This is a genomic window from Streptomyces roseofulvus, assembly GCF_039534915.1.
Classification (GTDB): Bacteria; Actinomycetota; Actinomycetes; order Streptomycetales; family Streptomycetaceae; genus Streptomyces; species Streptomyces roseofulvus.
The window spans coordinates 5,247,081-5,273,437 of record NZ_BAAAWE010000001.1; the positions used below are offsets into that span (position 1 = coordinate 5,247,081).

Annotated in this window: 21 protein-coding genes and 1 pseudogene; 13 read left to right on the plus strand and 9 right to left on the minus strand. The window is 72.5% G+C overall.

Annotated features, from left to right (window positions below; genetic code table 11):
- Nucleotides 1-6 precede the first annotated feature (6 nt).
- On the plus strand, nt 7-1,008 hold the full coding sequence (locus ABFY03_RS24440) for a 4-hydroxy-3-methylbut-2-enyl diphosphate reductase (RefSeq protein WP_319012378.1): 1,002 nt from the start codon (nt 7-9) through the stop codon (nt 1,006-1,008).
- Nucleotides 1,009-1,037: 29 nt separating this feature from the next.
- A complete protein-coding gene (gene ppgK / locus ABFY03_RS24445) occupies nt 1,038-1,778 on the plus strand; it encodes a polyphosphate--glucose phosphotransferase (RefSeq protein WP_346170849.1) in 741 nt (246 codons plus the stop codon).
- Between the two features lie 39 nt (nt 1,779-1,817).
- Here ppgK and ABFY03_RS24450 read toward each other — a convergent pair whose 3' ends face one another.
- On the minus strand, nt 1,818-2,402 hold the full coding sequence (locus ABFY03_RS24450; protein ID WP_386723650.1) for a DUF6542 domain-containing protein: 585 nt from the start codon (nt 2,400-2,402) through the stop codon (nt 1,818-1,820).
- A 261-nt stretch (nt 2,403-2,663) separates the two neighbouring features.
- Between ABFY03_RS24450 and ychF the strand changes: the two genes are divergently transcribed.
- Nucleotides 2,664-3,752, plus strand: coding sequence for a redox-regulated ATPase YchF (gene ychF / locus ABFY03_RS24455; RefSeq protein ID WP_319012380.1), 1,089 nt, complete (start codon nt 2,664-2,666; stop codon nt 3,750-3,752).
- A 108-nt stretch (nt 3,753-3,860) separates the two neighbouring features.
- Here ychF and ABFY03_RS24460 read toward each other — a convergent pair whose 3' ends face one another.
- Both ABFY03_RS24460 and ABFY03_RS24465 read right to left on the minus strand, forming a co-directional pair.
- Complete coding sequence (locus tag ABFY03_RS24460) at nt 3,861-4,184, minus strand: tyrosine-type recombinase/integrase (protein ID WP_346172295.1); 324 nt, start codon at nt 4,182-4,184, stop codon at nt 3,861-3,863.
- A complete protein-coding gene (locus ABFY03_RS24465; protein WP_346170850.1) occupies nt 4,094-4,543 on the minus strand; it encodes a tyrosine-type recombinase/integrase in 450 nt (149 codons plus the stop codon). Before ABFY03_RS24465 ends, ABFY03_RS24460 begins: the two co-directional genes overlap by 91 nt.
- Here ABFY03_RS24465 and ABFY03_RS24470 point away from each other — a divergent pair.
- Nucleotides 4,511-4,730 (plus strand): annotated as a pseudogene (locus tag ABFY03_RS24470) (tetratricopeptide repeat protein); the annotation flags it as partial. The gene ABFY03_RS24465 and the pseudogene ABFY03_RS24470 sit on opposite strands and share 33 nt — an antisense overlap.
- A gap of 106 nt (nt 4,731-4,836) precedes the next feature.
- Here ABFY03_RS24470 and ABFY03_RS24475 read toward each other — a convergent pair.
- From ABFY03_RS24475 to ABFY03_RS24495, 4 genes are all read right to left on the minus strand, one after another.
- Nucleotides 4,837-8,511, minus strand: a complete 3,675-nt coding sequence (locus ABFY03_RS24475; protein WP_346170851.1) for a DEAD/DEAH box helicase — start codon at nt 8,509-8,511, stop codon at nt 4,837-4,839.
- A gap of 41 nt (nt 8,512-8,552) precedes the next feature.
- Entirely contained in the window at nt 8,553-9,545 is a 993-nt protein-coding gene (locus tag ABFY03_RS24480; RefSeq protein WP_346170852.1) for an effector-associated domain EAD1-containing protein, read from the minus strand.
- Nucleotides 9,455-10,159, minus strand: coding sequence for a hypothetical protein (locus ABFY03_RS24485; RefSeq protein ID WP_346170853.1), 705 nt, complete (start codon nt 10,157-10,159; stop codon nt 9,455-9,457). The genes ABFY03_RS24480 and ABFY03_RS24485 overlap by 91 nt, the downstream gene beginning before the upstream one ends.
- Nucleotides 10,160-10,847: 688 nt before the next feature.
- Nucleotides 10,848-11,897, minus strand: coding sequence for a hypothetical protein (locus tag ABFY03_RS24495; protein WP_319012386.1), 1,050 nt, complete (start codon nt 11,895-11,897; stop codon nt 10,848-10,850).
- Nucleotides 11,898-12,265: 368 nt separating this feature from the next.
- On the opposite strand from ABFY03_RS24495, the gene ABFY03_RS24500 reads away from it, so the two are divergent.
- The 4 genes from ABFY03_RS24500 (at nt 12,266) to ABFY03_RS24515 (ending at nt 18,433) form a co-directional block, all read left to right on the plus strand.
- Nucleotides 12,266-12,823: a hypothetical protein gene (locus ABFY03_RS24500; RefSeq protein ID WP_346170854.1), complete on the plus strand. Its 558-nt coding sequence runs from the start codon at nt 12,266-12,268 to the stop codon at nt 12,821-12,823.
- Between the two features lie 128 nt (nt 12,824-12,951).
- The gene (locus ABFY03_RS24505) at nt 12,952-15,612 is read left to right on the plus strand and encodes an AfsR/SARP family transcriptional regulator (protein WP_346170855.1); all 2,661 of its coding nucleotides are present in this window, start codon (nt 12,952-12,954) and stop codon (nt 15,610-15,612) included.
- Nucleotides 15,613-15,711: 99 nt separating this feature from the next.
- A complete protein-coding gene (locus tag ABFY03_RS24510; RefSeq protein WP_346170856.1) occupies nt 15,712-16,470 on the plus strand; it encodes a DUF4232 domain-containing protein in 759 nt (252 codons plus the stop codon).
- Nucleotides 16,471-16,858: 388 nt separating this feature from the next.
- Nucleotides 16,859-18,433 carry a S8 family peptidase gene (locus tag ABFY03_RS24515; protein ID WP_346170857.1) on the plus strand — a complete coding sequence of 525 codons (1,575 nt, stop codon included), beginning with the start codon at nt 16,859-16,861 and terminating at the stop codon, nt 18,431-18,433.
- 59 nt (nt 18,434-18,492) lie between these two features.
- Here the strand turns inward: ABFY03_RS24515 and ABFY03_RS24520 are convergent, their stop codons facing one another.
- Nucleotides 18,493-19,695 carry a serpin family protein gene (locus ABFY03_RS24520; protein ID WP_346170858.1) on the minus strand — a complete coding sequence of 401 codons (1,203 nt, stop codon included), beginning with the start codon at nt 19,693-19,695 and terminating at the stop codon, nt 18,493-18,495.
- Nucleotides 19,696-19,861: 166 nt separating this feature from the next.
- Here ABFY03_RS24520 and ABFY03_RS24525 point away from each other — a divergent pair, with 166 nt between their 5' ends.
- Nucleotides 19,862-21,073 (plus strand): DUF4190 domain-containing protein, encoded by a 1,212-nt coding sequence (locus tag ABFY03_RS24525; RefSeq protein ID WP_346170859.1) that lies wholly within the window; start codon nt 19,862-19,864, stop codon nt 21,071-21,073.
- Nucleotides 21,074-21,288: 215 nt separating this feature from the next.
- On the opposite strand, the gene ABFY03_RS24530 is transcribed toward ABFY03_RS24525, so the two are convergent.
- Complete coding sequence (locus tag ABFY03_RS24530; RefSeq protein ID WP_346170860.1) at nt 21,289-22,641, minus strand: glycoside hydrolase family 18 protein; 1,353 nt, start codon at nt 22,639-22,641, stop codon at nt 21,289-21,291.
- Nucleotides 22,642-22,836: 195 nt separating this feature from the next.
- On the opposite strand from ABFY03_RS24530, the gene ABFY03_RS24535 reads away from it, so the two are divergent.
- The 4 genes from ABFY03_RS24535 to ABFY03_RS24550 all read left to right on the plus strand — a co-directional run bounded on the left by ABFY03_RS24535 (nt 22,837) and on the right by ABFY03_RS24550 (nt 26,334).
- Nucleotides 22,837-23,589 carry a GntR family transcriptional regulator gene (locus ABFY03_RS24535; RefSeq protein ID WP_319012395.1) on the plus strand — a complete coding sequence of 251 codons (753 nt, stop codon included), beginning with the start codon at nt 22,837-22,839 and terminating at the stop codon, nt 23,587-23,589.
- 150 nt (nt 23,590-23,739) lie between these two features.
- On the plus strand, nt 23,740-25,533 hold the full coding sequence (locus ABFY03_RS24540; protein ID WP_319012396.1) for a purine-cytosine permease family protein: 1,794 nt from the start codon (nt 23,740-23,742) through the stop codon (nt 25,531-25,533).
- A gap of 155 nt (nt 25,534-25,688) precedes the next feature.
- The gene (locus tag ABFY03_RS24545; RefSeq protein WP_319012397.1) at nt 25,689-25,865 is read left to right on the plus strand and encodes an SPOR domain-containing protein; all 177 of its coding nucleotides are present in this window, start codon (nt 25,689-25,691) and stop codon (nt 25,863-25,865) included.
- Nucleotides 25,866-25,887: 22 nt separating this feature from the next.
- On the plus strand, nt 25,888-26,334 hold the full coding sequence (locus ABFY03_RS24550) for a (deoxy)nucleoside triphosphate pyrophosphohydrolase (RefSeq protein WP_346170861.1): 447 nt from the start codon (nt 25,888-25,890) through the stop codon (nt 26,332-26,334).
- Nucleotides 26,335-26,357 lie beyond the last annotated feature (23 nt).

A 26,357-nucleotide genomic window follows, 5' to 3' on the forward strand; every position in this document is an offset into this window, starting at 1 on the left:
CTTACGATGGGACGCATGACTGCAACGCCCGCGACCAACCGCCCGAAGCGTGTCCTGCTCGCCGCTCCCCGCGGCTACTGCGCGGGCGTGGACCGTGCCGTGATCGCCGTGGAGAAGGCCCTGGAGCAGTACGGGGCCCCCGTCTACGTCCGCCACGAGATCGTCCACAACAAGTACGTCGTCCAGACCCTGGAGCGGAAGGGCGCGATCTTCGTCGACCAGGCCACCGAGGTCCCGCCGGGCAACATCGTGATGTTCTCCGCGCACGGCGTCGCCCCGACCGTCCACGAGGAGGCCCGCCAGGGCCGGCTCGCGACGATCGACGCGACCTGCCCGCTGGTCACCAAGGTCCACAAGGAGGCCATCCGGTACGCCAAGGAGGACTTCGACATCCTCCTCATCGGCCACGAGGGCCACGAGGAGGTCATCGGCACCTCCGGCGAGGCCCCCGACCACATCCAGCTCGTCGACGGCCCCGAGGACGTCGCCAAGGTCGAGGTCCGCGACCCCTCCCGGGTCGTCTGGCTCTCCCAGACCACCCTCTCGGTCGACGAGACCATGGAGACGGTCGACGCCCTCAAGGACAAGTTCCCGCAGCTGATCTCCCCGCCGTCGGACGACATCTGCTACGCCACGCAGAACCGCCAGACCGCGATCAAGGAGCTGGCCGGCCAGGCCGAGCTCGTCATCGTCGTCGGCTCCAAGAACTCCTCGAACTCGATCCGCATGGTCGAGGTCGCCAAGCAGGCCGGCGTCCCCGCCGCCCACCTGGTGGACTTCGCGAGCGAGATCGACGAGGCGTGGCTGGAGGGCGTGACCTCGGTCGGGCTCTCCTCCGGCGCCTCCGTCCCCGACGTGCTGGTCCAGGAGGTCCTGGAGTGGCTGGCGCAGCGCGGCTACGTCGACGTGGAGCTCGTCAAGACCGCCGACGAGACCCTCACCTTCTCGCTCCCGAAGGAGCTCCGCCGCGACCTGCGCGCCGAGGCCGCCGAGCTCGTCAAGGAGTAGGACCCGCCCCCGCCGGTTAGCTTGGGTCCATGAACGTCTTCGGAGTGGACATCGGCGGTTCCGGCATCAAGGGCGCCCCCGTGGACCTGGTCCGGGGCGCCCTGGCCGAGGAGCGGCACAAGGTCCTCACCCCGCGGCCCGCGACGCCCCGGGACGTCGCGGGCCGCGTCGCGGAGGTCGTGGCGCACTTCGGCTGGGACGGCCCGGTCGGCGTCACCTTCCCCGGCGTCGTCACCGGCAGCACGGTCCGTACCGCCGCCAACGTCGACCCGGCCTGGATCGGCACCGACGCCGGCGCGCTCATCGGCGAGGCCGTCGGCGGGCTCCCGGTCACCGTCCTCAACGACGCCGACGCGGCGGGCGTCGCCGAGATGACCTTCGGCGCCGGCCGCGGCCGCACCGGCACGGTCATCCTGCTGACCCTCGGCACCGGCATCGGCTCCGCCGTCTTCACCGACGGCCGGCTCGTCCCCAACACCGAGCTCGGCCACCTGGAGCTCAAGGGGTACGACGCCGAGAAGCGCGCCTCCTCGAAGGCCCGCGAGGACGAGGAGCTCAGCTGGGAGCACTGGGCCACCAAGCGGCTCCGCAAGTACCTGGCCCACGTCGAGATGCTCTTCTCCCCGGAGCTGTTCATCCTCGGCGGGGGAGTCAGCCGCAAGGCGGACAGGTTCCTGCCCTACCTCGACGGCATCCGCGCCGAGATCGTCCCCGCGGAACTGCGCAACGACGCGGGGATCGTCGGCGCGGCGATGGCGGCCTCCCGCTGACGTCGGCCGATGGCGGCCTTCCGCCGGGGAGGTGTACGGCTACGGGGCCGGGCGCCGGCCGCGCGCGGGGGCCCGGTCGGGGCGGGCGGCGGGCCCGGCGCCGGTCCGGCCCCGCGGAGCCGCGGACGGCGGCCGCGACGGGGCCCCCGCGGGCCGACGCCGCCGCCGGCCCATGTCCCGCGCCTTCCGTACGCTCGCGATGACGCCGGCGATCAGCGTGCCCCCGTACAGCCAGCCGGCGTGCACGGCGAGCGCGGTGACCACGGCCATCGCCTGGCCGCCGAAGCCGCCGGTGCCGCCCGCGATCGGCACGACGCCGACGGCGAAGGCGATCGGCACCGCGATCGGCGCGGTCACCAGGTCGGCGGTCCGCACCCAGAGCGCGGTCAGTGCGCTCACCGGCAGGAACAGCAGCCCGAACGCCAGCGGCGACCCGTCCAGGACCAGCCAGTCCAGGAAGCCGACCACGAGCATCGCGGCCGCGGCGAAGAGCCCCGCGCCGAGCCCGGTGAGCCGCGGCGCGGGCAGCCGCCGCAGCGCCTGCACGACGGGTGCGGGCCGCCGCGCGGCGGCCGGGGTGCCGACCCGGTAGACGGTGGCCGCGCCGGCCGTGCCCCCCTCCACCTCCACCAGTGCGCCGGGCGGCGTGAGAGGGGGCTGGGGCCGTCGGCGGCCTTGCGGCTGACTTGTCCTGTGCTGCTCCACCTCACCAACGTAGGTCGACCCGGCGGCGGGACCCGGCCGGGACACGCCCTACGGGTGACGTCGGGCCGCAGTTCGAGCGAAGTCGGCCGGAGTCCGTCGCCGGCGGCCGGTGAGGGCCGGGCCGGACCCCCCGTAAACTGGGGGATCGACCCATCATCCGTATCTAGGGAAGTCGCCACCGTGTCGCTCACGATCGGAATCGTCGGCCTGCCGAATGTCGGCAAGTCGACCCTGTTCAACGCCCTGACCAAGAACGACGTGCTGGCGGCCAACTACCCGTTCGCCACGATCGAGCCGAACGTCGGCGTCGTCGGCGTCCCCGACGCCCGCCTGCAGAAGCTGGCCGAGATCTTCGGCTCGCAGCGCATCCTCCCCGCCACGGTCGACTTCGTCGACATCGCCGGCATCGTGCGCGGCGCGAGCGAGGGCGAGGGCCTGGGCAACAAGTTCCTGGCGAACATCCGCGAGTCCGACGCGATCTGCCAGGTCATCCGCGCGTTCAAGGACGAGAACGTCGTGCACGTCGACGGCAAGGTCTCGCCGAAGGACGACATCGAGACGATCAACACCGAGCTGATCCTCGCCGACCTCCAGACCATCGAGAAGGTCCTCCCGCGCCTGGCGAAGGAGGCCCGCATCAAGAAGGACGTGGCCCCCAAGGTCGCGGCCGTCGAGGCGGCGAAGGAGATCCTGGAGCGCGGCGACACCCTCTTCTCGCAGGGCATCGTCCAGGGCTCGGAGAAGGCGGAGCTCCTCCACGACCTCCACCTCCTCACCACCAAGCCCTTCCTCTACGTCTTCAACGTCGACGAGGACGAGCTCACCGACGACGCCTTCAAGGACGAGCAGCGCGCCCTGGTCGCCCCGGCCGAGGCGATCTTCCTCAACGCCAAGCTGGAGGCGGACCTCGCCGAGCTGGACGAGGCCGACGCCATGGAGCTCCTGGAGTCCGTCGGCGCCGAGGAGCCCGGCCTGGCCATCCTCGCCCGCGTCGGCTTCGACACCCTCGGCCTCCAGACCTACCTCACGGCGGGCCCGAAGGAGTCCCGCGCCTGGACGATCAAGAAGGGCGCCACGGCCCCCGAGGCGGCCGGTGTCATCCACACCGACTTCCAGAAGGGCTTCATCAAGGCCGAGGTCATCTCCTTCGCCGACCTCGTCGAGACCGGCTCCGTCGCCGAAGCCCGCGCCGCCGGCAAGGCCCGCATGGAGGGCAAGGAGTACGTCATGCAGGACGGCGACGTGGTGGAGTTCCGCTTCAACGTCTAATACGTTCGGCGAAAGGCCGTCTGACCTGCGACGGAGCGGGTTGGGCGGCCTTTGCGGTCCGCACAGAGTCCGCCGCGTGCCGACTTCGGCCAGCGCGCGGGGGAACGGCTACGCCGCTTCGTCGACCTGCGGCTGGGCATCGGCGGACCGGTCCGCGTACGCCTTGTCGACGGCTGCCCGGGTCCGCTCCTCGGAGTCGGGCCACAGGTGGGTGTAGATGTTCAGCGTCATGGCCGCGTTGGTGTGGCCGAGGCGCTCGGAGACCGTCTTCACGGACTCGCCGGGCTTGATCAGCAGGCTGGCGTAGTGGTGCCGGACGGCGTGGGGTCCGGCGCCCTTCGCTATGCCGGCCTTCGCGCAGGCGGGCCGCCAGGGACCGCCATGAAGTGCGTGTAGACCACGGGTCCGCCTTGCGGTGCCGTGAAGATCCAGCCCTCCGGCCCATCGGCGGGGAAGTCCCGCAGGTGGGCCTTCATCGCATCCACCGCCATGCGGGGGAGCGGGACCGTGCGGTGCGAGCGAGCGGTCTTGGGCGGGCATACGTACACGCCGTGCTTGGCGGTCTGCTGGATCTGCTGCTCGACCGAGACGGTCGCGTGCAGCAGGTCCACGTGCCGGAGCTGAAGGCCGAAGAGCTCGCCGGGGCGGAGCCCGGTCGCGGCGCCCAGCAGTACGAGGCCCTTGAACCGGGCGGGTATCTCCTCGGACAGCGTCCGCACCTGCTCGACGGCCAGGGGCACGATCTTCTTCGGGGCCTGGAGCAGTACAAGCGGGTCCACGCCCTCGCTCACGCCGACCTCGGCGACAGCCTCGCTGCCCAGGCCCGCGCCGACGAGGCGGTTGCCGCCTGGACCCAGGCCCTGGTCCTCATGGGGGCATGACCTCCGACCGCACCCGCAAGGCGTCACCTCGATCCGCTCCACTTCGCGGTCCACCAGCGCCGCCGATCTCACCCGCCGCGCCCGCGAGGCCCTGGCCTGCCTATCTGGCGCGTACGAGGCTCTCTGGCAGGTGGCTGGTATCGCTCTCCGCGACTCAGCTGCCCCCACCTCCGCCCGTGCACCCCACAGGGGTGCACGGGCGGTCACCAATCTCTTCCGATCGACGAGACCCGAATTTTACGCAGCTCCTCGACCACATGGTCCGGCGAGAAGGCGTGCTGGAGATCCTGGACGAGATGCGCCAGGCTCTGGAGCACGTATTCCATGGTTACGAACCGGGCCTGGGTGCCCTGCTCCTCCAGTACCCTCCGCGCGCCGGCGTCCGCGCTCCGTACGATGACCCGGGCGGGCCGCTGTGCCACGGCCTTCGCCCCGTCGGCCGTGAGCGAGAACTGCTTGGGCACCATGATCTCGACGGTGGCCCCGGTGCCGGGCGCGGTCCAGACGGACATGGCGAACGCGCCTTCCATCGCCGTCTCCGTGGCGTCCACGCCCATGTCCCGCACGGTCTCGCAGAGCCGGTCCAGATACTCCTTGGCCGTCTCCGCATTGTCGAGGTCGTCCGAGAGCTCCGTGAAGGTCTCGCCCTCGGTGCCCGGAATGGTCTCTCCGGCCACCTCGCCGCCGACCCGCTCGAGCTGTTTCCGCTCGTCCTCCATCCGGCTCTCGATGGTCTTTCGGACGAGCTCGCGCTCCTGCTCGTCGAGCACCGCCTTGATGACGTCGGCGTTCACGAGGTCGGACAGAGGGGTCAGTTCCTCTCCGTCGGCCAGCTTTGCGAGGCGTTCGCGGTGCAGCGAGGGGATCCGCATTTTCGAGACACGCGCGAGCCAAGTCGGCAGCCCCGATTCGACGCGCTGCGCGAGCGCGTGCATGCGGAAGGAGTGGTCGGACCCGTCGTCGCCCACGCAGAGTTCGGCTGCGGCGCGCAGGTACCCCGCGACCTGTTCGCAGAGCTGCTCGACGTCCGCGTAGTACAGCTTGACCGACGGTGCCCTCCGTTTGCCGCGGTCGGGCTGCTCGGATGACTGGACCACGCCCCCGATTCGCTTGGCCATCTCGTCGTATGGAGTCCCGTTCAGCCACTCCCACGCGACGACCGCTCGCAGGAGCGCGTTGGCGTCCTCCATCGTCAGCGCGTCCTCGTCAATGGTCAGGAGCTGGCGCAACTCGTCGGAGATGTGTTGGTTGTTTGCGTTGAGCAGTCGCTCTGGTACGGCTGGCCCTCTGGCAGCGATGTAGCGAAGGGAGAAGTGACGCTTCGTCGGTGCCTCGGCCGAGTCGTCCGGCAGACAGTGTGCGCACAGGAGGGTAAGCACGGCTCCTTTGAGTGAGGGCATGTGGTTGCTCGTGGGCTGTCCCGGCAACGCCACCCAGGCGGTGATCCGCTGCACGGACCGGGCCTTGAACGCGTGCCACAGCAGGTCGAGGTGGCCCTTGTTCTCGATCGCGAGGCGCGCGAGGTGCTGCAGTTCCGCCGCGTCGTCCAGTTCCAGACCCGACTGACCGAGCGCTTGCCCGAGGGGGGACAGCGACAGCACCTCTTCACCGCCCCGGTACCCCTCGCCCTCGCTGAACACGATCAGGTCCCGAGTCTCGAGTTCCCGCAGCACGTCCTCGGCTTCGGGGATGTCCGGGGAGTCTGGTTCGTAGGAGATCAGGAGTCCGGCGATGATCTCCGTCACCCGAGCGAGCCACTGCCGCCGGGTGAGCCCACTGCGTCCCTGGCAGAGCACCTGGAGGACCAGACCGCTGATCTGGAGCGTGTCGCGGAATTGTGACCGGACTCTGAGCGAGCGTTCGGAGCTCGCGACGAAGGTCCGGTACACGCCCTCCTCGGTCGAGAGTGCCTTGACCTGCTCCGGGACCAGTCCGTCGATTTCCTGGAGATCCTTCGGGGATGGGACGAGGATGTAGAACTTCCCGAGCTGGTCCGTCACCGTTTTCCCGAGTCGCCTCCCAGCCCGTCCACCCTTGTTGTCCAGATCGGCCGCCGGCAGGAGGCGCCGTATCCGGTTGGCCCCCTCACCGCCCCAGCCAGACACGCTCGTTGCGATGACGACGTCGGCGGGCAGGTTGAGGCCCACGGCCAGGGTGTCCGTGGCCACGATGACCCGCAGCAGCCCATCGGGCTCCCTGAACTCGTCCTCCACTTGGCGTCGCAGGGTGGGCGCCAGGGCCGCCGTGTGGAAGGCGACGCCGTGCCGCAGACCCCGCATGACCAGGTCGTACAGGGGAAGATCAGAGTTCCTGAGCTTCTCGTAGAGACGGCCCGCCTCGTCCCTGGCCTGCGACTCGGGCCCGTGGTACCGGCCGACGTGCCAGGGGGAACCACGCCTGCTGACCGGCTTCTGACTGCTGGTCGCCTGCAGCAGGTCCTGAATGGCCAGTGCGAGGTTCTGCGCGATGGTGCGACCGGGGACGAAGACGATGATCCGCTTGTCCCGATCCTTGATCAAGGTCTGGACGACCAAGGCGGCCGCGAGCGGCGCGGTGGAGAGCCTGCTTCCGGGAAGCCCCTCGAAACGCAGGGACAGGGCCTTGGCGTGCTTGTCGCGGATGTTGCCGAGTTCGTGATCCTGTTCGTAGGGAGGTGGGGGCGGCTGGTGGTCTCCGGGCATGCTCAGCAGATGGGCCCTCTCCTGCACAAGCCAGCGCCGTGGACCCACCACATAGGTGTCGAGTGGCACCGGTCGCACGTTGGTGAAGTGCTTCCGGAGCAGGCGGTCGTGCCCGAGCCAGCGTTCCAGCGTCTCTCCCGCCGCAGGCGAGAGCGCGGCCGACAGGCCGAGGAGAGCGGGCTGCTGGTCCCGGGGGAGCATCTTCACCAATGTGAGCAGGGCCTCCAGCTTCGCGGCCCGCTCGCTCTGCTCCGCCAGCATCTGGAGTTCGTCCACCACGACGAGGGCACTGCGGCGCAGCGGCGACAGCCGGTGCACCAGATAGACCCCGAGTTTCTCGTAGATGGCCAGTGCGACGTCGTACGAGCCTGCCCCAACCGGCCGGTCGTTCTCCGGGTAGTCCCGCGAGGCCGGGTAGACCCGCAGGCCCTTCATGTCCGGGCTGCTGTCCTGGAGTACTTGCCACTCGGAGTGCTCCTGGGTCACCAGAGCCTTGATCGGCAGCAGCATCATCGACGTCTTCCCTGAGTTGACCGCCATGGTCATGCCGAACCGGGCCAGGGTGGTCTTGCCGCTGTTGGTGACTGCGTACACGAGACCTAACCCTCGATGGTCGATGATCTCCCGGCACAGAATGAGCAAATGTTTCTGGAAGTCGGACAGTTCGGCCCAGGAGCCGAGCCGTTCCTCCCAACTCTCCAGCAGCGCGCTCCGCAGCTCCGGGCGGTCTCCGGCGGGGAGCAGTTCGCCGTAGCCACGGATGGTGGGCACCAAGGCGCCGATCCGGGGATCGGCCGGCTCCTCCGGGGGTTCGACGAGAGGTTCCACGTCGGGGGAGAGATCAACGGCACCGCCCAGCCGGGTGAAGACCGTCTGGTGTGCGGCCGTCTGGTCACGGTTCGCGCGCTCGGCGAAGTCTCGCCAGCCCAGCGACACGGCTCCCGACTCGCAACGCTCCCGGACGTGCTCCCAGAAGTCTGCCTGGCTCGATGCGGACGGAGGTAGTTCGTTGGGCGGGAATTTCAGGTCGCGCATGAACCTCGTCCTGGCTCCGGAATCCTGATACGCGTCGCTCAGCCCCGCGCGCAGTTCCTCCCAGTCCTCCTGTGAGATGTCCCAGAGAGGGGCCGGGCGAGTCGCTTCCTCGTCGGATACGTCGTCCGACGAGGGAAACTCGGACGAGTCGTTGATTGGCATGACGGCTCCTGTGCGAGACGTGGATCAGTGCTGCGGGTAGTTCACGTCGTGCGGGGCAGAACGATGAGCTGGGTCTGGACACTGCGGCACGGGGCGGCCTGGTTGACGGTGTCCTGGACCGCGAAGTGGGCGGCGGACTCGATGGCTCGCGCGTCGGGTGAGTGGGGGGAGGCAGCGAGTTCGCGGTAGAAGGCGGCGGCGAAGAGGACGGAGCACTCGGCGTCCAGCCTGCCCTGGTGGGCGATGACGACATCCGCGTACGGCATGAAGCGCTCGGCCACCTCTTGGCCCTCGCAGGAACGCAGGAGCAGTGCCCGCAGGCGGTGACCGCGGTGCTCGGCGACGAGTTTCAGGGTGCCGACGAGATCGTCCGCCGCCAGGTGGTGGGCGTCGCCGGCAGCGTCCTCGAGGATCAGTTCATCGTGCGTACCGTGGCAGGCGAGATGCAGCACATGGGGCAGGATCGAGCGAATCTCTCGCAGATCGGCACCGCTGGCGGCCGGGAAGAGCCGCATGTCCAGGCGCCCGTGCTCCTCCCTTGCAGCCGCCCGCAGTTCGGCGCTCGCCCTAGTGGTGCCGTAGCGGGCGGGCTCGGCGCCCAGCAGCATCACGCGCAGGCGCTCGTCCGTCTTTCTCCCCGCCGCCGGAACCCCCGCCGGTTCCAGCTGACCTTGGTTGGCCGTGGCGAACACGGGATGGAAGGGATGCTCGTCGCGCGCTTTGGCCAGGATGCGGATCCGCCCCGCCTCCATCACCCCGCCCTCCAGCTCTGAGGAGACCTGGCTCCAGAACTCGCCCATGGTGTTCGCTCCGGCCGGGATCGCCCACCCAGGGAATCCGGCGGCGCGCAGCATCAGCCGGGCCCGCCCCGCCGAGTGGTAGACCTCCGCCAGGGCACGCACCTCCTGTCGGCGAAGAGGGGCGCTGTCCGTGTCCGCAGGCGTCACAGGAACGCCTTCAGTCGCAGCGGATCGGGCAGTTCCCGGCTGAACCGGCGCAGCAGTGGCATCTCGACCCCGGCCGTCACCGTGCATCTCAACTCCGTCTCGGTGCCCGCTCCACAGCGTACGACGAGGCTGAGCGGATAGGTGCCGCTCAGTTCGGTCGCAGCGGTTGGCCTGAAGTCCCAGGCCGGGGTCGAGCCGCCCAGGTCGAGGGCCTGAACGAAGGGCTGATTGGTCGTGTAGCCGACCGTCCGCGTCATCTCGCCGAGGGAGGCGTCAGCACCGAGCAGGGAGAGCTGCGGTCCGAGGCGACGTACCTGTTCGATCTGCACTGGGTCCGTCAACCGGATCGGGTCCATGGAGTGGGCGACGGGCTTCGGTCCCCAGCTGGAGGTGAGGTGGAGGGCCACGTTGGCGAACTTGATTCGGGGGCCGCCCGATTGGGGGACGAAGGTGAGAGACAGCCTTACCAGGTGGTGTTCGTACAGGGCGGCCTGTTCCTCGGCGTACCTGGCGAGTTCCGGGTCCGCGGCGAGTTCGTCGGGGGTCAGCCGCACGGCATGCGGTCCGCCGAGCCGGAGGCGGCCGGCCAGGGCCGCGGGCTCGCGGACCTCCGCGGGACCTTGTTCCGGTCCTCGTGCGGGGTCGTCGGCGCTCAGGACTACGTCGTACGTCGTTAACCCAGGATCAGCGAGCTCGATCATCAGCAGTCACCCTTTCGGGAGGGAAGAAGTCCAGGACGGACCACGGAGCCGTGGCTCCGGCCGGAGTGCTTCCGAGTTGTCCCCGCGTGTCCCCCTGGTACGTGGAAGGTTACCCATGGTGGGTCGTTGGGGTCGGAACTTTGCCACGCAAAGATCTGCGGCCGCCTGTCCGTCGGGTGCAAGCCGACTTTCCGGGCCCCGGCCGCGCTCTTCGGGCCGTCGCAGAGAGCGGACCCGGAGGCGATCCGTGCGCTGGTGGGCAAGCGGGAGTCCTCCGCGATCAACGCCGCGGCGTACGAGGCTAGGCGCTGGCCGAGTAGCTGGCGGACTACGAGAACCGCAAGGGGCCAGATTCCGAGCAGGCACGTCAGCGGGCGCGGCAGGTCTTCGCCGAGGAAGCCGCTGGCGGTGGCCCGCCGCAAACTGAGTCACGACGGGGACACTGGTCCTCGACAGCGAGGGGCTCTCGAAGCTCCTCGCCGACGAGTAGGTGATGGCTCTGGTTGCTGAGGCGCGCTCACCATCACCGAGGTTGTCCATGTCTGTACGAACAAGGCCCCGCCTGAACTGGGTGCTCTCCGGACCGTGCGTAGTGCCGGTGGGCGACGAGGAGGCCAGAGCGGCCTCGAACGAAATGCGCCCGGCCGCCCGGACGGGCGGCAGGGCGCATTCGCTTATGGGGCGGGGGTCAGAAGTCGATGAAGGCGTACAGGGCCTTGTGGTTGGACTTCGTGCCGTCGACCGTGTGGCCGATCGGGGAGGGGCGTACGGCGCCCTGGACGAAGAGGTAGTCGATCTTGCGGGTGCCGCTGGTCGGCTTGGTGCCGTAGCCGGTCATGCCGTAGCCGCTCAGGGTGTCGGCCGGGATGGCGGTGCGGTTGGCGTCGATGCCGACGACGCGGATGGAGGTGCCGGACATCAGGTTGGTCGCGTCGGTGCCGATGCGGATGCCGGTGTCGCGGATGCCCTTGATGCCGTCGCCGGCGCAGGGGAAGTCCTTGTTCTGCTCCGGGAGGTGCATGGTGGCGGCGAACACGGACGTCGACGTGCCCGTGATGGTGAAGCGGGCGGCGATGGCGCTCGTGCGCCGCCACTTGTACGTGTAGGCGGCGCCGTCGTCGTTGTTCGGCGGCTTGTACAGGGTGCAGCCGGCGCCGTCGGCGTAGACGTCGGCGGGGTCCACGCCGGGGACGGGCTTGAGCCAGCCGGCGCTCCAGTACAGCGACGTGCCGGAGAGGGTGAGCCGCTTGGTGTTGTAGACGATGCCGTTGGTCTGCTTCTTCTTCAGGTCGCCGAGGGACTGGTCGCTGCAGCCGTGGGTGAGGCCCCACTCCTCGGGGTCCTCGGCGGCGAGGACCACCTTGTAGGTGCCCGCGGGCTCCCCGAACTTGGCGGACAGCTGGTCGGCGTACGCGTCGGCCTGGCCGCGGCCGCGCACCTGCTGGATGATCAGCAGGTCGGGCGCCTTCACGCCCGCGGTTCCCGTCTGGCCGTTGTCGTCGACGAGTTCGGACGTCAGGTGGTCCGGGCCGGATATCCGGGTGCACGTGCCGTCGGCGTTGTTCCGCACCAGGTTCTCGATGTTGTTGTTGTAGACCCGCAGCACCCGGTCGTCGACGGTCGCGGACGTCCCCTCGGCGGCGGCGTCGGGAGCCGCGTGGCCGAGGAACGACGCGCTGAGGGCGGTGGTGAGCGCGAGGGCGCCCGCCAGGTAAGAGGGCTTGCGCCAAAGGGACATGGGGAACTCCGTCGTCGGCGATCAGGGGGTCGCACCGTATCCCACGGGTACGGCACGGACTCGGGCCGCCCGCCCCGGGCCCGTACCGGGGCCAGGAGAAGCGGTGTCCGCCCGGGTCGGGGCGGGTCGGCCGGCGCCGGGGCCGGGTTCGGGCGGGGAGCGGCCCGGCGACGGCGAGGTGACCGCGAAGCGGCCCTCCTGCCCGGCGGGGACGAGGGCGCGGTCGTCGTCACCACCACGTCCTGGGAGATCAGCCGGCCGGGCTGGGAACCGGTCAGGATCGACCCGTCGGGGACGACGCGCGGAGACTGCTGGAACGGAGCGTCGGGCGCCCGGCCCTGGAGGCGGACCCCGAGGCCGCCCGGGAGGTGCTCGACCGGTGCGGCGGACTCCCGCTCGCCCTGGAGATCGTCGCCGCCCGGATGGCCGGCGGCCAGGTCTCCCTCCGGCGCATCGCCGAACGGCTCGCCGACCGCGGCCGGATGCTGGAGGAGCCGACCGCCGGCGACCGGACCGTCCGCACGGTGCTCGACGTCGGCTACCGGACCCTGGACGCCCGCACCGAGTCGCTCCTGCGGAAGATCGGCTTCCTCGGCCGGCGGGAGATCACCGTGGAGAGGGCCGCCGCCCTGGAGGGGGCCGCCGTGAACGACATCGGGTACCGGATCGACGACCTGGCGGACGCGCACTTCCTGCACCCCGCGCGCCCGGCAGCGCCGGGGGCGCGCACCTACCGCTGCCGCGACACGGTCCTGGCGTACGGCCACGAACTCTCCCTCGCCGAGGACGCCACGGAGGGCCGGGCGGCCGCCCTGGAACGGGCGCGCGCCTGGCTCTCCCGCGAGGCGGATCCGGACGTGCCGGTCCGGCGGGCGCACCGGTCCGTGCTCGGCGCACCCGGCGGACCGCGCGTGCCCTCCCGGTGACGGCGGGCCCCGCCAAGCCGGTTTTCGGCCGCATACCGGGCCGAGGGCGGGATCGATGCAGGTCGGGGCGCGACTGACGCGTATTCTCTGGGCCGGGGCTGCGGGGGACAGGGAACGCGGAGGTACGGGTGGAGTTCCGGCTGCTCGGGTCCGTCGCGGTCGTCACGGAGGGCGGCGACGTCGCCCCGGGACCGGCGAAGCGGACCAGTCTGCTGGCCGCGCTGCTGCTGCGCCCCAACACGGCCGTGCACGTGACGGCGCTGATGGACGCGCTGTGGGAGGACGAGCCGCCGACGCACGCCAAGACGGTGCTCCAGGGGCACGTCTCGCGGCTGCGGGCGCTGCTCGCCGCGCACGGGGCCGAGGCGTACGGGGTGGAGCTCACCACGCAGGGCTCGGCCTATCTGCTGCGGATGCCCGAATCGCTGGTCGACGCCCATCGCTTCGAGGAGCTGGTGGGGCTCGCGGGCGCGCAGCGGCACGCCGCCGACAGCGTCCGGATGCTGCGCGAGGCGCTGGCGTACTGGCAGGGGCCCGCGCTCACCGGCACCGTGCCGAGCGGTCCGCTGGAGGCCGCCGCCACCGCCCTGGAGGAGCTGCGGCTCTCCTCGGTGGAGGCGCTGGCGGAGGCGTACGGGAAGCTGGGCGAGCACGGCCGGGCCGCCGCCGTGCTGCGGACCGAGGCGGTCGCGCACCCGCTGCGCGAGTCGCTGGCCGCCGCGCTCATGACGGCGCTGGCCCGGGCCGGCCGCCGGTCGGACGCGCTCGACTGGTACCACCGCACCCGCCGGCTGCTCGCCGAGGAGCTGGGCGTCGACCCGGGCCGGGCGCTGAGCGAGACGTACGCCGGGCTGCTGCGGGACCAGGGGGCGGTCCTCGCCCCGGTGCCCGACGTCCCCGAGCCGCCCGCGCGGGAGCCGTCCGTCGTCCCCGAGCTGCTGCCGCGGGCGCCGCGCGGCTTCACCGGGCGGCAGGCCGAGACCGCGCTGCTCGACCGGGCGGCCGGCGGTGGCGAGGGGCCGGTCTGCCTGGTCACCGGGCCCGCCGGGGTGGGCAAGACCGCGTTCGCGCTGCAGTGGGCGCACCGGCGGCGGGCCGCCTTCCCCGACGGGCGGCTCTTCGCCGACCTGCGCGGCTTCAGCGACACCCCGGCGCCCGAAACCGGCGTCGTGCTGCGGGAGTTCCTGCTGGCCCTCGGCGTGCCGCAGCAGCGGGTGCCGGAGACGGCGGTGGGCCGCGGGGCGCTCTTCCGCACGCTGACCGCCGGCCGCCGGATGCTCGTCGTCCTCGACAACGCCCGCTCCTCGGAGCAGGTCAGGCCGCTGCTGCCGGGCGGCGACGACTGCGTGACCGTGGTGACCAGCCGGGACCGGCTCGGCGGGCTGATCGCCTCCGACGCGGCCCGCCCGGTGCCGCTCGGCCAGCTGCCGCCGGACGCCGCGACCGCGCTCCTCGCGACCGTGCTCGGCGAGGCGCGGGTCGCCGCGGAGCCGGACGCGGCGGCCCGGCTCGCGGGGCTCTGCGACGGGCTGCCGCTGGCGCTGCGGGTGACGGCCGCCCGGCTCGCCGAGCGGCCGGGCCGGTCGCTGGGCGCGATGGTCGGCGAACTCGCCGACGAGCAGGGCAGGCTGGCGCTCCTCGACGTCGAGGACGTCGGCGTCTCCGCGGCCCTCCGCCTGACCGTGCAGCAGCTGCCCGACTCCGCCGCCCGCGCCTTCCGCGCCCTCGGCCTGCACACCGGCTCGGACCTGGACCACTTCGCCGCCGCCGCGCTCACCGGCACCACCCCGGCGCGGGCCACGGCGGACCTGGAGCGGCTCGCCGCCGCCCACCTGCTGACGGAGGCGGTGCCCGGCCGCTGGACCCCGCACGACCTCGTACGCCTCTACGCCCGCGCGCTCGCCCCGCAGGCCGACCCGGAGGGGCTGCGCCGGCTCCTGGACCACTACCTGTACACCGGGCTGGCCGCCGACGCCGCCGCCGAGCCCGGCTCGCAGCCGTGCTACGCGCTGCCCGCCGACGTACGCCGGCCCGCCGCGGTCCCGGAGTTCGAGGGCCGGACCGCCGCGCTCGACTGGTACGTGGCCGAACGCCCCGCCCTGGAGGGCGCGGTGGCCGCCTCCGCAGCCCTCGGGCTGCACGACCGGGCCTGGCGGCTGGCCCTGGTGGCCTGGCCGCTGATGCTGATGCGGCTCCAGGACGGCTGGACCCCGCTCCTGGAGGCGGGGCTGGCCTCCGCCGAGGCGGTCGGCGACCCCGACGCCCAGTCCCGTACCCGGGCGCTGCTCGGCTGGATCCTGCACCAGGAGGGGCGGAACGAGCAGGCGCTCGTGCACCTGGAGCGGGCGCCGGCGCTCGCCGCGGAGGCCGGGGACCCGATCAGCGAGGCCATCGCCGTCGTCAACCACGCGGCCGTCCTCGACGCCACCGGCGAGTGCGCCCGGGCCCGCACGCTGATGCGGGAGGCGGTCGCGCTCGCCGACCGGATCGGGCACCCGTCCACCCAGGTGCTGACCCTCCAGCACCTGGCGGGGCACTGTCTGGGGGCGGGGGAGTACGAGGAGGCGCTGGCGCACGTCCTTCGCGCCGGGGAACTCGTCGCCCCCGACGCGGTCGTCGTCCAGGCCCAGCTGCGGATCGTGCGGGGCGAGGCGCTGGCCGGCATCGGACGCCTGGACGAGGCGGCCCACCAGCTGGAACGGGCCGCCGCCGACTCGGAGGCGGCCGGTTTCCCGGAGGGTTCGGCGCGGGCGGCGGAGCGGCTGGCGCGGCTCGCGGCGGGGCGTTAGCGATACGCAAGCGGGACGGCAGCGCGGGGCCGCAGGCTGTACTCGGCAACAACCGACCGCACCACCGAGCGCTCCACGCCTCACGGGGGAATCACCAGCATGCGTACGTCACACCGCACCACCAGGACCGCCCTTCTCGTCGCCGCCGTCGCCGCGGCCTCGCTCTCGCTGACCGCCTGCGGGGGAGACGACACGGCGGCGAAGGACGCCGGCAGCGCGAAGACCGCGCCGTCCGCCGCCGCGCCGGAGACCACCGCCGCCGCCCCGGCCGCCTCGGCCTCGGCCACGACGGCCGGCGAGGGCGGCGCCTCCGCCGCCCCGGCCGCCGCGCGGAGCACGACGGGCACGGCCGGCGCGACGGGCGCCGCGGGCACCTCGGGCGGCGACGGGGCGGACGCGGCGAAGGGCGGCGGCACCGACGCCAAGGCCCCCGCCTGCGCCTACGGCGACGTGAAGATCACCGCGGCGAAGGCCGACGAGGTGCCCACCGAGCACATCGTCCTGACCGCCACCAACACCTCGGGCCGCGCCTGCACCCTCCTCGGCCACCCGCTCCTCGCCTTCGGCGACATCCAGACGGCGAAGGACGTGCCGCCGGTCGCCAAGAGCAAGCCGGCCGCCCCGGTGGTCCTGGACCCGGGTGCCCCCGCGTACGCGAACGTGCGGATCTCGCTCGGCGGCGTCCACGAGGACAACAAGGTGGTGAAGGAGTTCAACGTGAACCTCTTCGCGGCCGACGGACCGGCCGAGGGCAGCGTCGTGGTGACCGCCCCGGCGGGCGGTGTCGCCGTCGACGAGGCCGTCGCCAAGACCGGGTACTGGACGCACGAACTCCGCAACGGCGCCGACGACTTCTGAGCCGCGTCGCCGCGCCCTCGCCGTGGCGGGCCCGTCTCCAGGGGGATCGGAGACGGGCCCTTCGGCGCGTGTCGGCCTTGTGAATTCCCTTACGCGGGCGGGGAGTCGAGGGCGAGCCGGCCGGGCCGGAACCCCGCAGGTGAGCGGGGGCGCGCGGCCCCCCGAAGGCTACTCGCCGGTCATGTCGCCGCCGTGGCAAGGAAATTGCGGCCGTGCGGGCGCCCTTGTGTGATTCCTATGGATCGGTCAATCTTTCGGTCGACGGCAGGGCGGCCGGAAGGCGCGGGCCCCGCGGGACCCCCATGTGTTCTTGTCATGTCCCTGTCGTGAGTGACGGTCACTCGGCTCCCTCCCCACGGGAGCACCCCCCACGAGGAGGACACCTCACATGGCAGTGATGCGCGCATCGCGTCGCCGTATCTCCACCGCCGCGGCCATAGCCGTCACGGCGCTCACCCTCGGCACGCTCTCCGCCCTCCCCGCCACGGCCGCCCCCACGGCCGCGGAGGGCGTCATCGAGAACGCCGGCGCCGAAGGCACCATCCCCGGCAGCTACATCGTCACCCTCGACGAGTCGGCCCAGGCCGAGACCGCCAAGGGCCGCGCCATCCCGGGCAAGTTCGGCGCCACCATCAAGCGGACGTACACCTCGGCGGTGAACGGCTACGCGATCGAGCTCTCCGAGGCGCAGGCGAAGAAGCTCGCCGCCGACCCCGCCGTGAAGTCCGTGGTCCAGAACCGCGTCTTCACCGTCGACGCCACCCAGCCCTCCCCGCCGTCCTGGGGCCTGGACCGGATCGACCAGAAGGCGCTGCCGCTGAACCAGAGCTACACCTACCCGGACACCGCGGGCCAGGGCGTGACGGCGTACATCATCGACACCGGCGTCCGCATCAGCCACAGCGACTTCGGCGGCCGGGCCGCCAACGGCTACGACGCCATCGACAACGACAACACCGCCCAGGACGGGCACGGCCACGGCACCCACGTCGCCGGTACGGTCGCGGGCTCCTCCTACGGCGTCGCCAAGAAGGCGAAGATCGTCGGCGTCCGCGTCCTCGACAACAACGGCTCCGGCACCACCGACCAGGTCGTCGCCGGCATCGACTGGGTGACCCGGAACGCGGTCAAGCCGGCCGTCGCCAACATGAGCCTCGGCGGCGGCGTCGACTCCGTCCTCGACCAGGCCGTCCGGAACTCCATCGCGGCCGGCATCACCTACGCCGTCGCGGCCGGCAACGACAGCTCCAACGCCTCCAACTACTCGCCGGCGCGGGTCGCCGAGGCCATCACGGTCGGCTCCACGACCAGCAGCGACGCCCGCTCCAGCTTCTCCAACTACGGCAGCGTCCTGGACATCTTCGCCCCGGGCTCCTCCATCAAGTCGTCCTGGAACACCAGCGACACCGCCACCAACACCATCTCCGGCACCTCGATGGCCACGCCGCACGTGGCCGGTGCCGCCGCCGTCTACCTCGCCGACAACCCGACGGCCACCCCGGCGCAGGTCTCCACGGCCCTCACCACCGCCGCCACCCCGAACGTGGTCACCAGCCCCGGCACCGGCTCCCCGAACAAGCTGCTGTTCGTGGGCGGCGGCACCACCCCGCCGCCCACCGGCTCCAAGTTCGAGAACACCGCCGACTACGCCATCGCCGACAACGCGACCGTCGAGTCCCCGGTCACCGTCAGCGGCGTCTCCGGCAACGCCCCGTCGGCCCTCCAGGTCCCGGTGAACATCGTCCACACCTACATCGGCGACCTTCAGGTCCAGCTGATCGCCCCCGACGGCACCGCCTACACGCTGAAGGCGTTCGGCACCGGCGGCAGCGCGGACAACATCAACACCACGTACACCGTGAACGCCTCCGCCGAGGTCGCCAACGGCACGTGGAAGCTCCGGGTGACGGACAACGCGAACTACGACACCGGGAAGATCGACTCCTGGGCGCTGCAGTTCTGACCCCGTGACACACGCGACACAGGGGGCGGCCACCACGGGTGGCCGCCCCTTCCGCGTCGCTAGTCCCCGTCGTCCTCGTCGTCCTCGTCGTAGGCGTACGGGGCCTCGGTGTACTCCACCGGGTCGACGACCCAGCCCGCCGACAGCACCAGCCGCGAGGTGCGGTGCACGGCGAGGAAGCCGAAGGGCCGCTCCACGTCCAGCTCCACCCGGCGGACCCGGTACCGCAGGCGCGGCTCGGCCGCGCCGACGACGGCGCCGATCACGGTCACCGCCGCCGCCTCGAAGCCCTCGCGGGTGAAGCGGGCCATCCCGGCCTGCGCCGCCTGGCCGAGCGCCAGGGGCCCGTCGCTGACGCCGGGGAAGTGGCCGTGGTCGCGGTCGGTCGCCGCGCTCAGCCCGAACACGGCCGCGGAGGCCAGCAGATCGTGCTCGGCGGTGAGGTCGAACGCGGGGGTGGCGACCGCCAGTACGGGCCGGCGCGTGCTGCTGCGCACGTGCTCCACCCGAAGCCCCGGCCCCGGTTCTCCGAGCGGCAGCGCATCGCCGGTCACGACGGGATGCGCCCCGCCGACCACCCCCACCCCCGCGGCGAGCACCGCGCCGGGCGCGGCACCCTCCGCGCCGAGCAGCAGATGGACGTCGATCCCGGCGTCCCCGAGCACCCGGAGGACCGTCAGCGGCCCGGCGGGCGTCTCCGCGACGCCGACCCGGTCCAGCAGACTGGTCCGGCGGTACAGCCCCACCAGGCTCCGGTCGGCCCAGGGACCGGTCTCCGGCATCAGCGTGAAGTCGTTGAAGGGGCGCAGCCACCGGGTCCGCAGCGTCTGGGCCGCCGCGAGCACCAGCAGGACCGTCTCGTCGATCTCCACCGGCATCTGCGGGATCAGCCCGCCGGTCCGCTCCGCCGCCCAGGCGTCCAGCGCCGCCCTGTCCGCCGTGTCGTCGCCGGTGAACCGGCCGAGCGAGGTGCTCGGCAGCCCGGCCACCCACCGCTCGCGCAGCGGCAGTTCGGGCCGCGCCCACAGGCCGATCGCGGACGTCGAGCCGCGGATCCGGTCCAGCGCCGCCACCAGCTCGCGCGCCGCCTCCGCGGCCCGGTCCGCGGGCATGCCGACCGCGTCCTCCAGCTCGGCCCGCGCCGGGCCCGCCGCGCCGTCCGCGAGGAGGGCGAGCAGGGGCCAGACGGCGGCGGCGGAGAGGACGGTGCCGCGCGGTCCGGCGGGGAGCGAGGCGGCCCAGCGGGCGGTGAGGCGGTTCACCGCCCGCACGGTCCCGCCCGGGACGGACGGCGTCCAGCTCGGCGCCGGCCCCGTGGCCGTGCCGGTCGTCCGCTCCGTGCCCCGCATGGCCGCCCCCGCCCCCGGACCGCGTACGATGCGCGCCCGATCGTCTGTTCGTCCCCGCCCCTACAGGAGCACCGTACCCGTGGAGCCGACCCAGCCGCCCCAGCCGCCCGAGCCGGGGACGTCCGCCGCGCCGGGCGCTCCCGTGCCGGGCGCGTACCCCGCGCCCGGCACGTACCCGGGACCCGGCCCGTACGCGGCACCGGGTCCGTACACCTCGCCCGGCATGCCCTACGCGGGCGGGCCGGGGCCCTACGGGCCCTACGGGCCCTACGGGCCGCCGCCGGCCACCACCAACGGGCTCGCCATCGGCTCGCTCGTCAGCGGCATCGTCTGCTGTCTGCCGCCCCTCGGCCTCGTCCTCGGCGTCTTCTCGCTCCGGCAGATCAAGAAGCGCGGACAGGGCGGCAAGGGGCTGGCGATCGCCGGCATCGTGCTCTCCTCGATCAGCACCCTGCTGGTCCTCGTCGGCCTGATCACGGGCCAGCTCCAGGTGGCCGTGCGGGAGTTCGGCGAGGGCATGCGGGAGGCCGCCTCCGCCCGGTCGCCGATCGAGCTGCGCACCGGCGAGTGCTTCGTCGACGACTCCCGGGACCGGTACACCCGCGGCGTGCGGGTCGTCGACTGCGCCGAGTCGCACGACGGCGAGATCACCGGCCGGTTCGAGGTCACGGCCTTCGACCGCTGGCCCGGCGAGAAGGAGCTGGAGCGGGTCGGCGAGCAGCGGTGCGACGCCATGGCCGCCGAGTACGCCCTGGACACCTGGGCGCTGGACGCCGACACCATGAGCCTCTACTACTTCCCGGACCGCGAGTCGTGGCGCGGGGGCGAGCGCCGCATCGCCTGCGGCCTCGGCGGCGAGCGGCGCACGACGGGCTCGCTGCGCTCCGACCGCACCACGCTCACCCCCGACCAGCTCGCCTTCCTCACCGAGGTGAACCCCGTCGAGGACGCCGTCTACCAGGAGCCGGAGGACGATCCGGAGGACGACCTCGGTGCCAACCGCGTCTGGGCGGCCGATGTGCGCGCGGCCCTCGACTCCGCCCGCTCCGGCCTGCGGGGCCGGGTCTGGGAGAAGGAGGCGCAGGCCCCGATGCGCGGCTACCTGGCGAGCCTGGACGCGGCCTCGAAGCAGTGGGCGAAGCTGTCGGAGGCGAAGGACGCGAAGACGTTCTGGAAGCAGTACGACCGGGCCTGGGAGCTGCTGCCGGAGGCCGGCAGCGCCGAGGTCCGCCGGGCCCTGGACCTGACGGACGCGCCGCCGGTGGTCCCGGGCGAGCACGGCTCCGCCTGAGTCCCCGGGAACACGTGGACGGGGCCGGGTCTCGCGCGAGAGACCCGGCCCCGTCGTGCGCGGACCGGTTCCGGCGCCGGGAGGCGGCCGCCGGGGCGGGGGACGGCGGCCCGTGACCAGCCGCCGTCCCGTGCCCCGGCCGCGCCGTCGCCGGCGGCCCGGTCCGCGGCCCCGCGGGAGCCGCCGGCGGGCGGTCCCGGGGGAGCGGGGGCGGTTCAGCGGCGGGTGAGGCCGCGGTCGATGGCGCCCATCAGCTCGCCGTCGGCGGTGTCGCCGTCGAGCGACCAGACCATCGCGCCGCCGAGCCCGTGGGTGCGGACCCAGTTCGCCTTGGTGCGGAGCACGGCGGGGTCGTCGTAGGTCCACAGGGTGGTGCCGTCGAAGAGCCAGGCGTGCCCGCCGCGGTGGCCGCGGTGGAGCGTGTACGTCCCCGACTCCGCGAGCTTCTTGAGGTTCTTGTAGTCCTCGGAGCCGGGCGCCCAGGTCGCCGGGGCGGGGCCCGCGGCGGGCTGCCCGAGGCCGTCGCCGCCGCCGGTGACGCCGGTCCAGCCCTGGCCGTAGAACGGCATGCCGACCACCAGCTTGTGGGCCGGGGCGCCGCGCCGCAGCCACGACCTCACGGTCCCTTCGACGCTCCAGTCGTTCTTGGCGAAGAGCGCGGACTGCTGGGCGGTGGTCGCCTCGCCGGAGACGTGGAAGTCGTAGCCCTGGAGGTTCACGAAGTCGAAGTCCCGCATGATCTTGGCGACTTCGAAGCCGGCGTCGATCTTGGCGGGGGCGGTGGGCACGTACGCGCTGAGCTCGTAGTGCCTGCGCTGCGGGAGCGAACGCCCGTAGGCGTCCAGCTGGGTGCGGAACTCCCGGACCAGGGCGGTGAAGTTGACCTTGTCCTCGGGGCGGATGACGTTGCCCGGGTTGCCCTCGGAGCCGGGCCACTCCCAGTCGAGGTCGATGCCGTCGAAGAGGCCGGCGGCGGCTCCGGCGCCGCCGCGGGCGCCGTCCCGCGGGAGGTCGCCCTTGATGTACAGGTCGATGCAGGAGGAGACCAGGGCCCTGCGGGACTCGGGGGTGCGCACGGCGTCGGAGAAGTACGCCGACCCGCTCCAGCCGCCCAGCGAGATCATGACCTTGAGGTTCGGGTGCTTCGCCTTCAGCTCGCGCAGCTGGTTGAAGTTGCCGGCCAGCGGCTGCTCGGCGGTGTCGGCCGTGCCGTCCACGGAGCCGGCCGCGTCGACCGGGCGGACGTAGTCGGCCCAGGGGTCGGAGCCGGGCACGGGGCCGATGACGCACTTGCCGGCCTTGTCGACGATGCCGAACGCGTAGTTGATGTGGCTCAGCCGGGCCGCGGAGCCGCTCGTCTCCAGGTCCTTGACCTGGAAGTTCCGCCCGTAGATGCCCCATTGGGTGAAGTAGCCGACCCGCTTGAGGGCGTGTTCGGCGGCGGGCGGCCGGGGGCCGGGGCCGGGGCCGGGGTGGGCGCCGGCGGCGGGGGCCAGGCCGGCGAGGAGGCCGAGGGCGGCGGCCGCGGCCGTGCCGAGGGTGAGCGTGGTCAGGACTCTGGGACGCATGGGCTCGTTCCTGTGCGAGGCGGGATGGAGCGTGGACGCGCAGCAGGAAGTTATTGGTCCAGACCAATAGGGGTCAAGGGGTCGGGCGGACCCGATTCACCTTCATCACTTCGGGTGAAACTCTGGCCCATGCTTGCGGATGGCCACCGTCGGTTGTCAGGCTGTAGCTGTCTGTCAACCTGAGGGGAGTGTCCAGTGACGTTCGGTGAGCAGCCCGCCTATTTGCGCGTGGCGAGCGATCTGCGGGAGAAGATCGCGAACGGCTCGCTCCCGCCGCATACCCGCCTCCCCTCGCAGGCACGCATCCGCGAGGAGTACGGGGTGTCGGACACCGTCGCGCTGGAGGCCCGCAAGGTGCTCATGGCCGAGGGCCTCGTCGAGGGCCGCTCTGGCTCGGGGACGTACGTGCGGGAGCGGCCGGTGCCCCGCCGGGTCGCCCGCTCCGGCTACCGCCCGGCGTCCGGCGCCACCCCCTTCCGGCAGGAGCAGGCCGCCGAGGGTGCGCGCGGCACCTGGGACGCGCGCAGCGAGCAGGAGGCGGCCGGGCGGGAGACCGCCGCGCGGCTGGGCATCGAGCCGGGGGACCGCGTGATGCGCACGCGGTACGTCTACCGGGACGGCGGCGAGGCCATGATGGTCGCCACCTCCTGGGAGCCGCTCGCCGTCACCGGCCGCACCCCGGTCATGCTCCCCGAGGAGGGGCCGCTCGGCGGCTGCGGCGTGGTCGAGCGGATGGCCGCCATCGACGTCGTCGTGGACAACGTGGTGGAGGAGGTCGGCGCCCGGCCCGGCCTCGCCGAGGAGCTGCTCGTCCTCGGCGGGGTGCCGGGCCACGTGGTGATGGTCGTGGAGCGCACCTTCTACGCCTCCGGCCTGGCGGTGGAGACCGCCGACATCGTCGTCCCCGCCGACCGCTACCGCCTCTCCTACCACCTCCCGGTCCGCTGACCGGAGCGGCGTGTCCGCTCCCGTGACCGGGAGTTAACGGCACGTCAGGGCGCGTTACCGCCCGGCAACGCCGGGCGGTGAGGCCCCGTCACAACCGGCTCCTAGTTTCCTGCCCCGTACCCGCGACCCGGCCGGACGACAGGAGCCCCCATGGCGGAGACCGTCACCACGCCCACCTCGGAACCGGAGCCGCCCGCCGCCGCGGGACCGGAACCGACCCCCGAGCAGCGCGGATCCACCGCCCCGCCGGGGCCGGGCGCGCCCCCGGCGCCGGCCGGGCCCCGGCGCAGTTACGCGAAGCTCGCCGCCGACGAGAGCCGCGAGGACTACTCGCTCCGCTACGCGCCGCACGCGTTCCGGCGCTGGTCGCCCGGCACCGTCGCCGGCACCGCGCTCGGCGGCATCGCCTACCTCGCCGACTTCGCCATCGGCGCCTCGATCGTCTTCGCCTACGGCTTCACCAGCGGTCTCGCCTCGATCCTCACCGCCGCCGTGATCATCTTCCTCACCGGCATCCCCATCGCCCGGGCCTGCGCGACCTACGGCCTCGACATGGACCTGATCACCCGGGGCGCCGGCTTCGGCTACTTCGGCTCCACCCTCACCTCGCTCATCTACGCCTCCTTCACCTTCATCTTCTTCGCGCTCGAGGGCTCGATCATGGCCCAGGCCATGCACCAGGCCGTGGGGCTGCCGCTGGAGATCGGCTACCTCGTCACCACGCTGATCGTCATCCCGATCGTCTTCCGCGGGATGGGCGCGCTCGCCAAGGTGCAGGCGTGGACGCAGCCGATCTGGCTCGTCGGCCTGGTCCTGCCCTTCGTCGTCCTCGCCTTCGAGGCCCCGGACGCCTGGGGCGCCTTCGCCTCCTTCGGCGGTACCGAGGGCGCCGGCTCCGGCTTCTCCTGGATCGGCTTCGGCCTCGGCACCGGAGTGGCGCTCTCGCTCATCGCCCAGATCGGCGAACAGGCCGACTACCTGCGCTTCATGCCGGCGAAGACCGAGGCGAACCGGCGCCGCTGGAACCTCGCCGTGCTCGCCGCGGGACCCGGCTGGGTCGTCATCGGCGCCGCCAAGCAGCTCGGCGGCGCCTTCCTCGCCTTCGTCGCCCTGGAGGCGGTCGGCAGGACCCACGCCCTGGAGCCGATCGCGCCGCAGATCGAGGCGCTGAAGCCCTGGCTCGGCGGCCTCGCGCTGCCCGCCGCCGCGCTCTTCGTGATCGTCTCCCAGATCAAGATCAACGTCACCAACGCCTACAGCGGCTCGCTGTCCTGGTCGAACTTCTTCTCCCGGATCACCCACCGCCACCCCGGCCGGGTCTGGTACATCTTCCTCAACCTCGCCATCGCGCTGACGCTGATGGAGATGGACATGTTCGCCGCCCTCGGCAAGCTGCTCGGCTTCTACTCCAACGTCGGCATCGCCTGGATCGTCGCCGTCGCCGCCGACCTCGTCATCAACAAGCGGGCCGGCTGGAGCCCGCCGTACATCGAGTTCAAGCGGGCCTACCTGTACGCGGTCAACCCCGCCGGCTTCGGTGCCATGGCCGTGGCCTCCCTCGTCTCGATCCTCGCCTTCTTCGGCCTCTTCGGCCGCTACGCCGAGGCGTTCTCCACCTTCATCGCCGCCGGCCTCGCCCTCGTCCTCTGCCCGCTGATCGCCTGGGCGACGAAGGGGCGCTACTACCTGGCGCGCCCCAACCCGGTGAACGGTCCGGGAGCCGACGTCGCCGACGAGCGGGCCACCCACACCTGCGCCGAGTGCGAGACCGCGTACGAGCTGCCCGACATCGCCGACTGCCCGGTCCGCTCCGGCCCCGTCTGCTCCCTCTGCTGCTCCCTCGACGCCGACTGCGGGGACGCCTGCCGCAAGGACCCCGCCCGCGCCGCGGGTCCCGTCCTCCTGCCGGTGCCCACCCTCCCCGGGGCGGCGCCCGGCATGTGACCTTCGGCCGCCTTCCGTCGGTTCCCGGCCGATCCGTGTCTCTTGGTGAAAACACGTATCCGCTGTGTGAAGGTCAGGCGTAAGCTCGGGCATATGCGGATCGAGGTTTCCCGGAGATCCTTGCTGACGTCTGGCCCGGCGGAGGGAGAAGCCTGATGACCGACAGCGGCGCCGTCCAACCGTGGCTCGTCATACGGCAGGACGACAACGGCAACCGCTACCGGGTGGGGCGGTACGCGACCCAGGACGAGGCCCAGAAGATCGCGGACACGCTCGACGCCCGCGGCCACAAGCAGCTCTACTGGGTCGAGCGCGCGGCACCCGCGAGCTGACGCCCCGGCTACCCTCGCGGGCATGACCGAAAGCACCACCCACCACGGCACCGGACCCGACCACGGGACCGGTGCCGTGGTCGTCGTCGCGGCCGCCCTCCTCGACGGCGGCCGGCTGCTCGCCGCCCGCCGCAGCGCCCCCGCCGACCTCGCCGGCCGCTGGGAACTGCCCGGCGGCAAGGTCGAGCCCGGCGAACGTCCGGAGGACGCCCTCGTCCGCGAACTGCGCGAGGAACTGGGCGTCGAGGCCGTTCCCGGCGAGCGGATCCCCGGCGAATGGCCCCTCAGGCCCGGCTATGTGCTGCGGGTGTGGACCGCACGCCTCCGCTCCGGCGAACCCCGCCCCCTGGAGGACCACGACGAGCTCCGCTGGCTCGCCCGCCACGAACTGGACACCGTGGACTGGCTCGACCAGGACCGTCCGGCGGTCGCGGAAGCGGCGCTCAGACTCCCCGCCGCGCGCCCCTAGGGCGGGCGCGCGGCGCCCTCCCT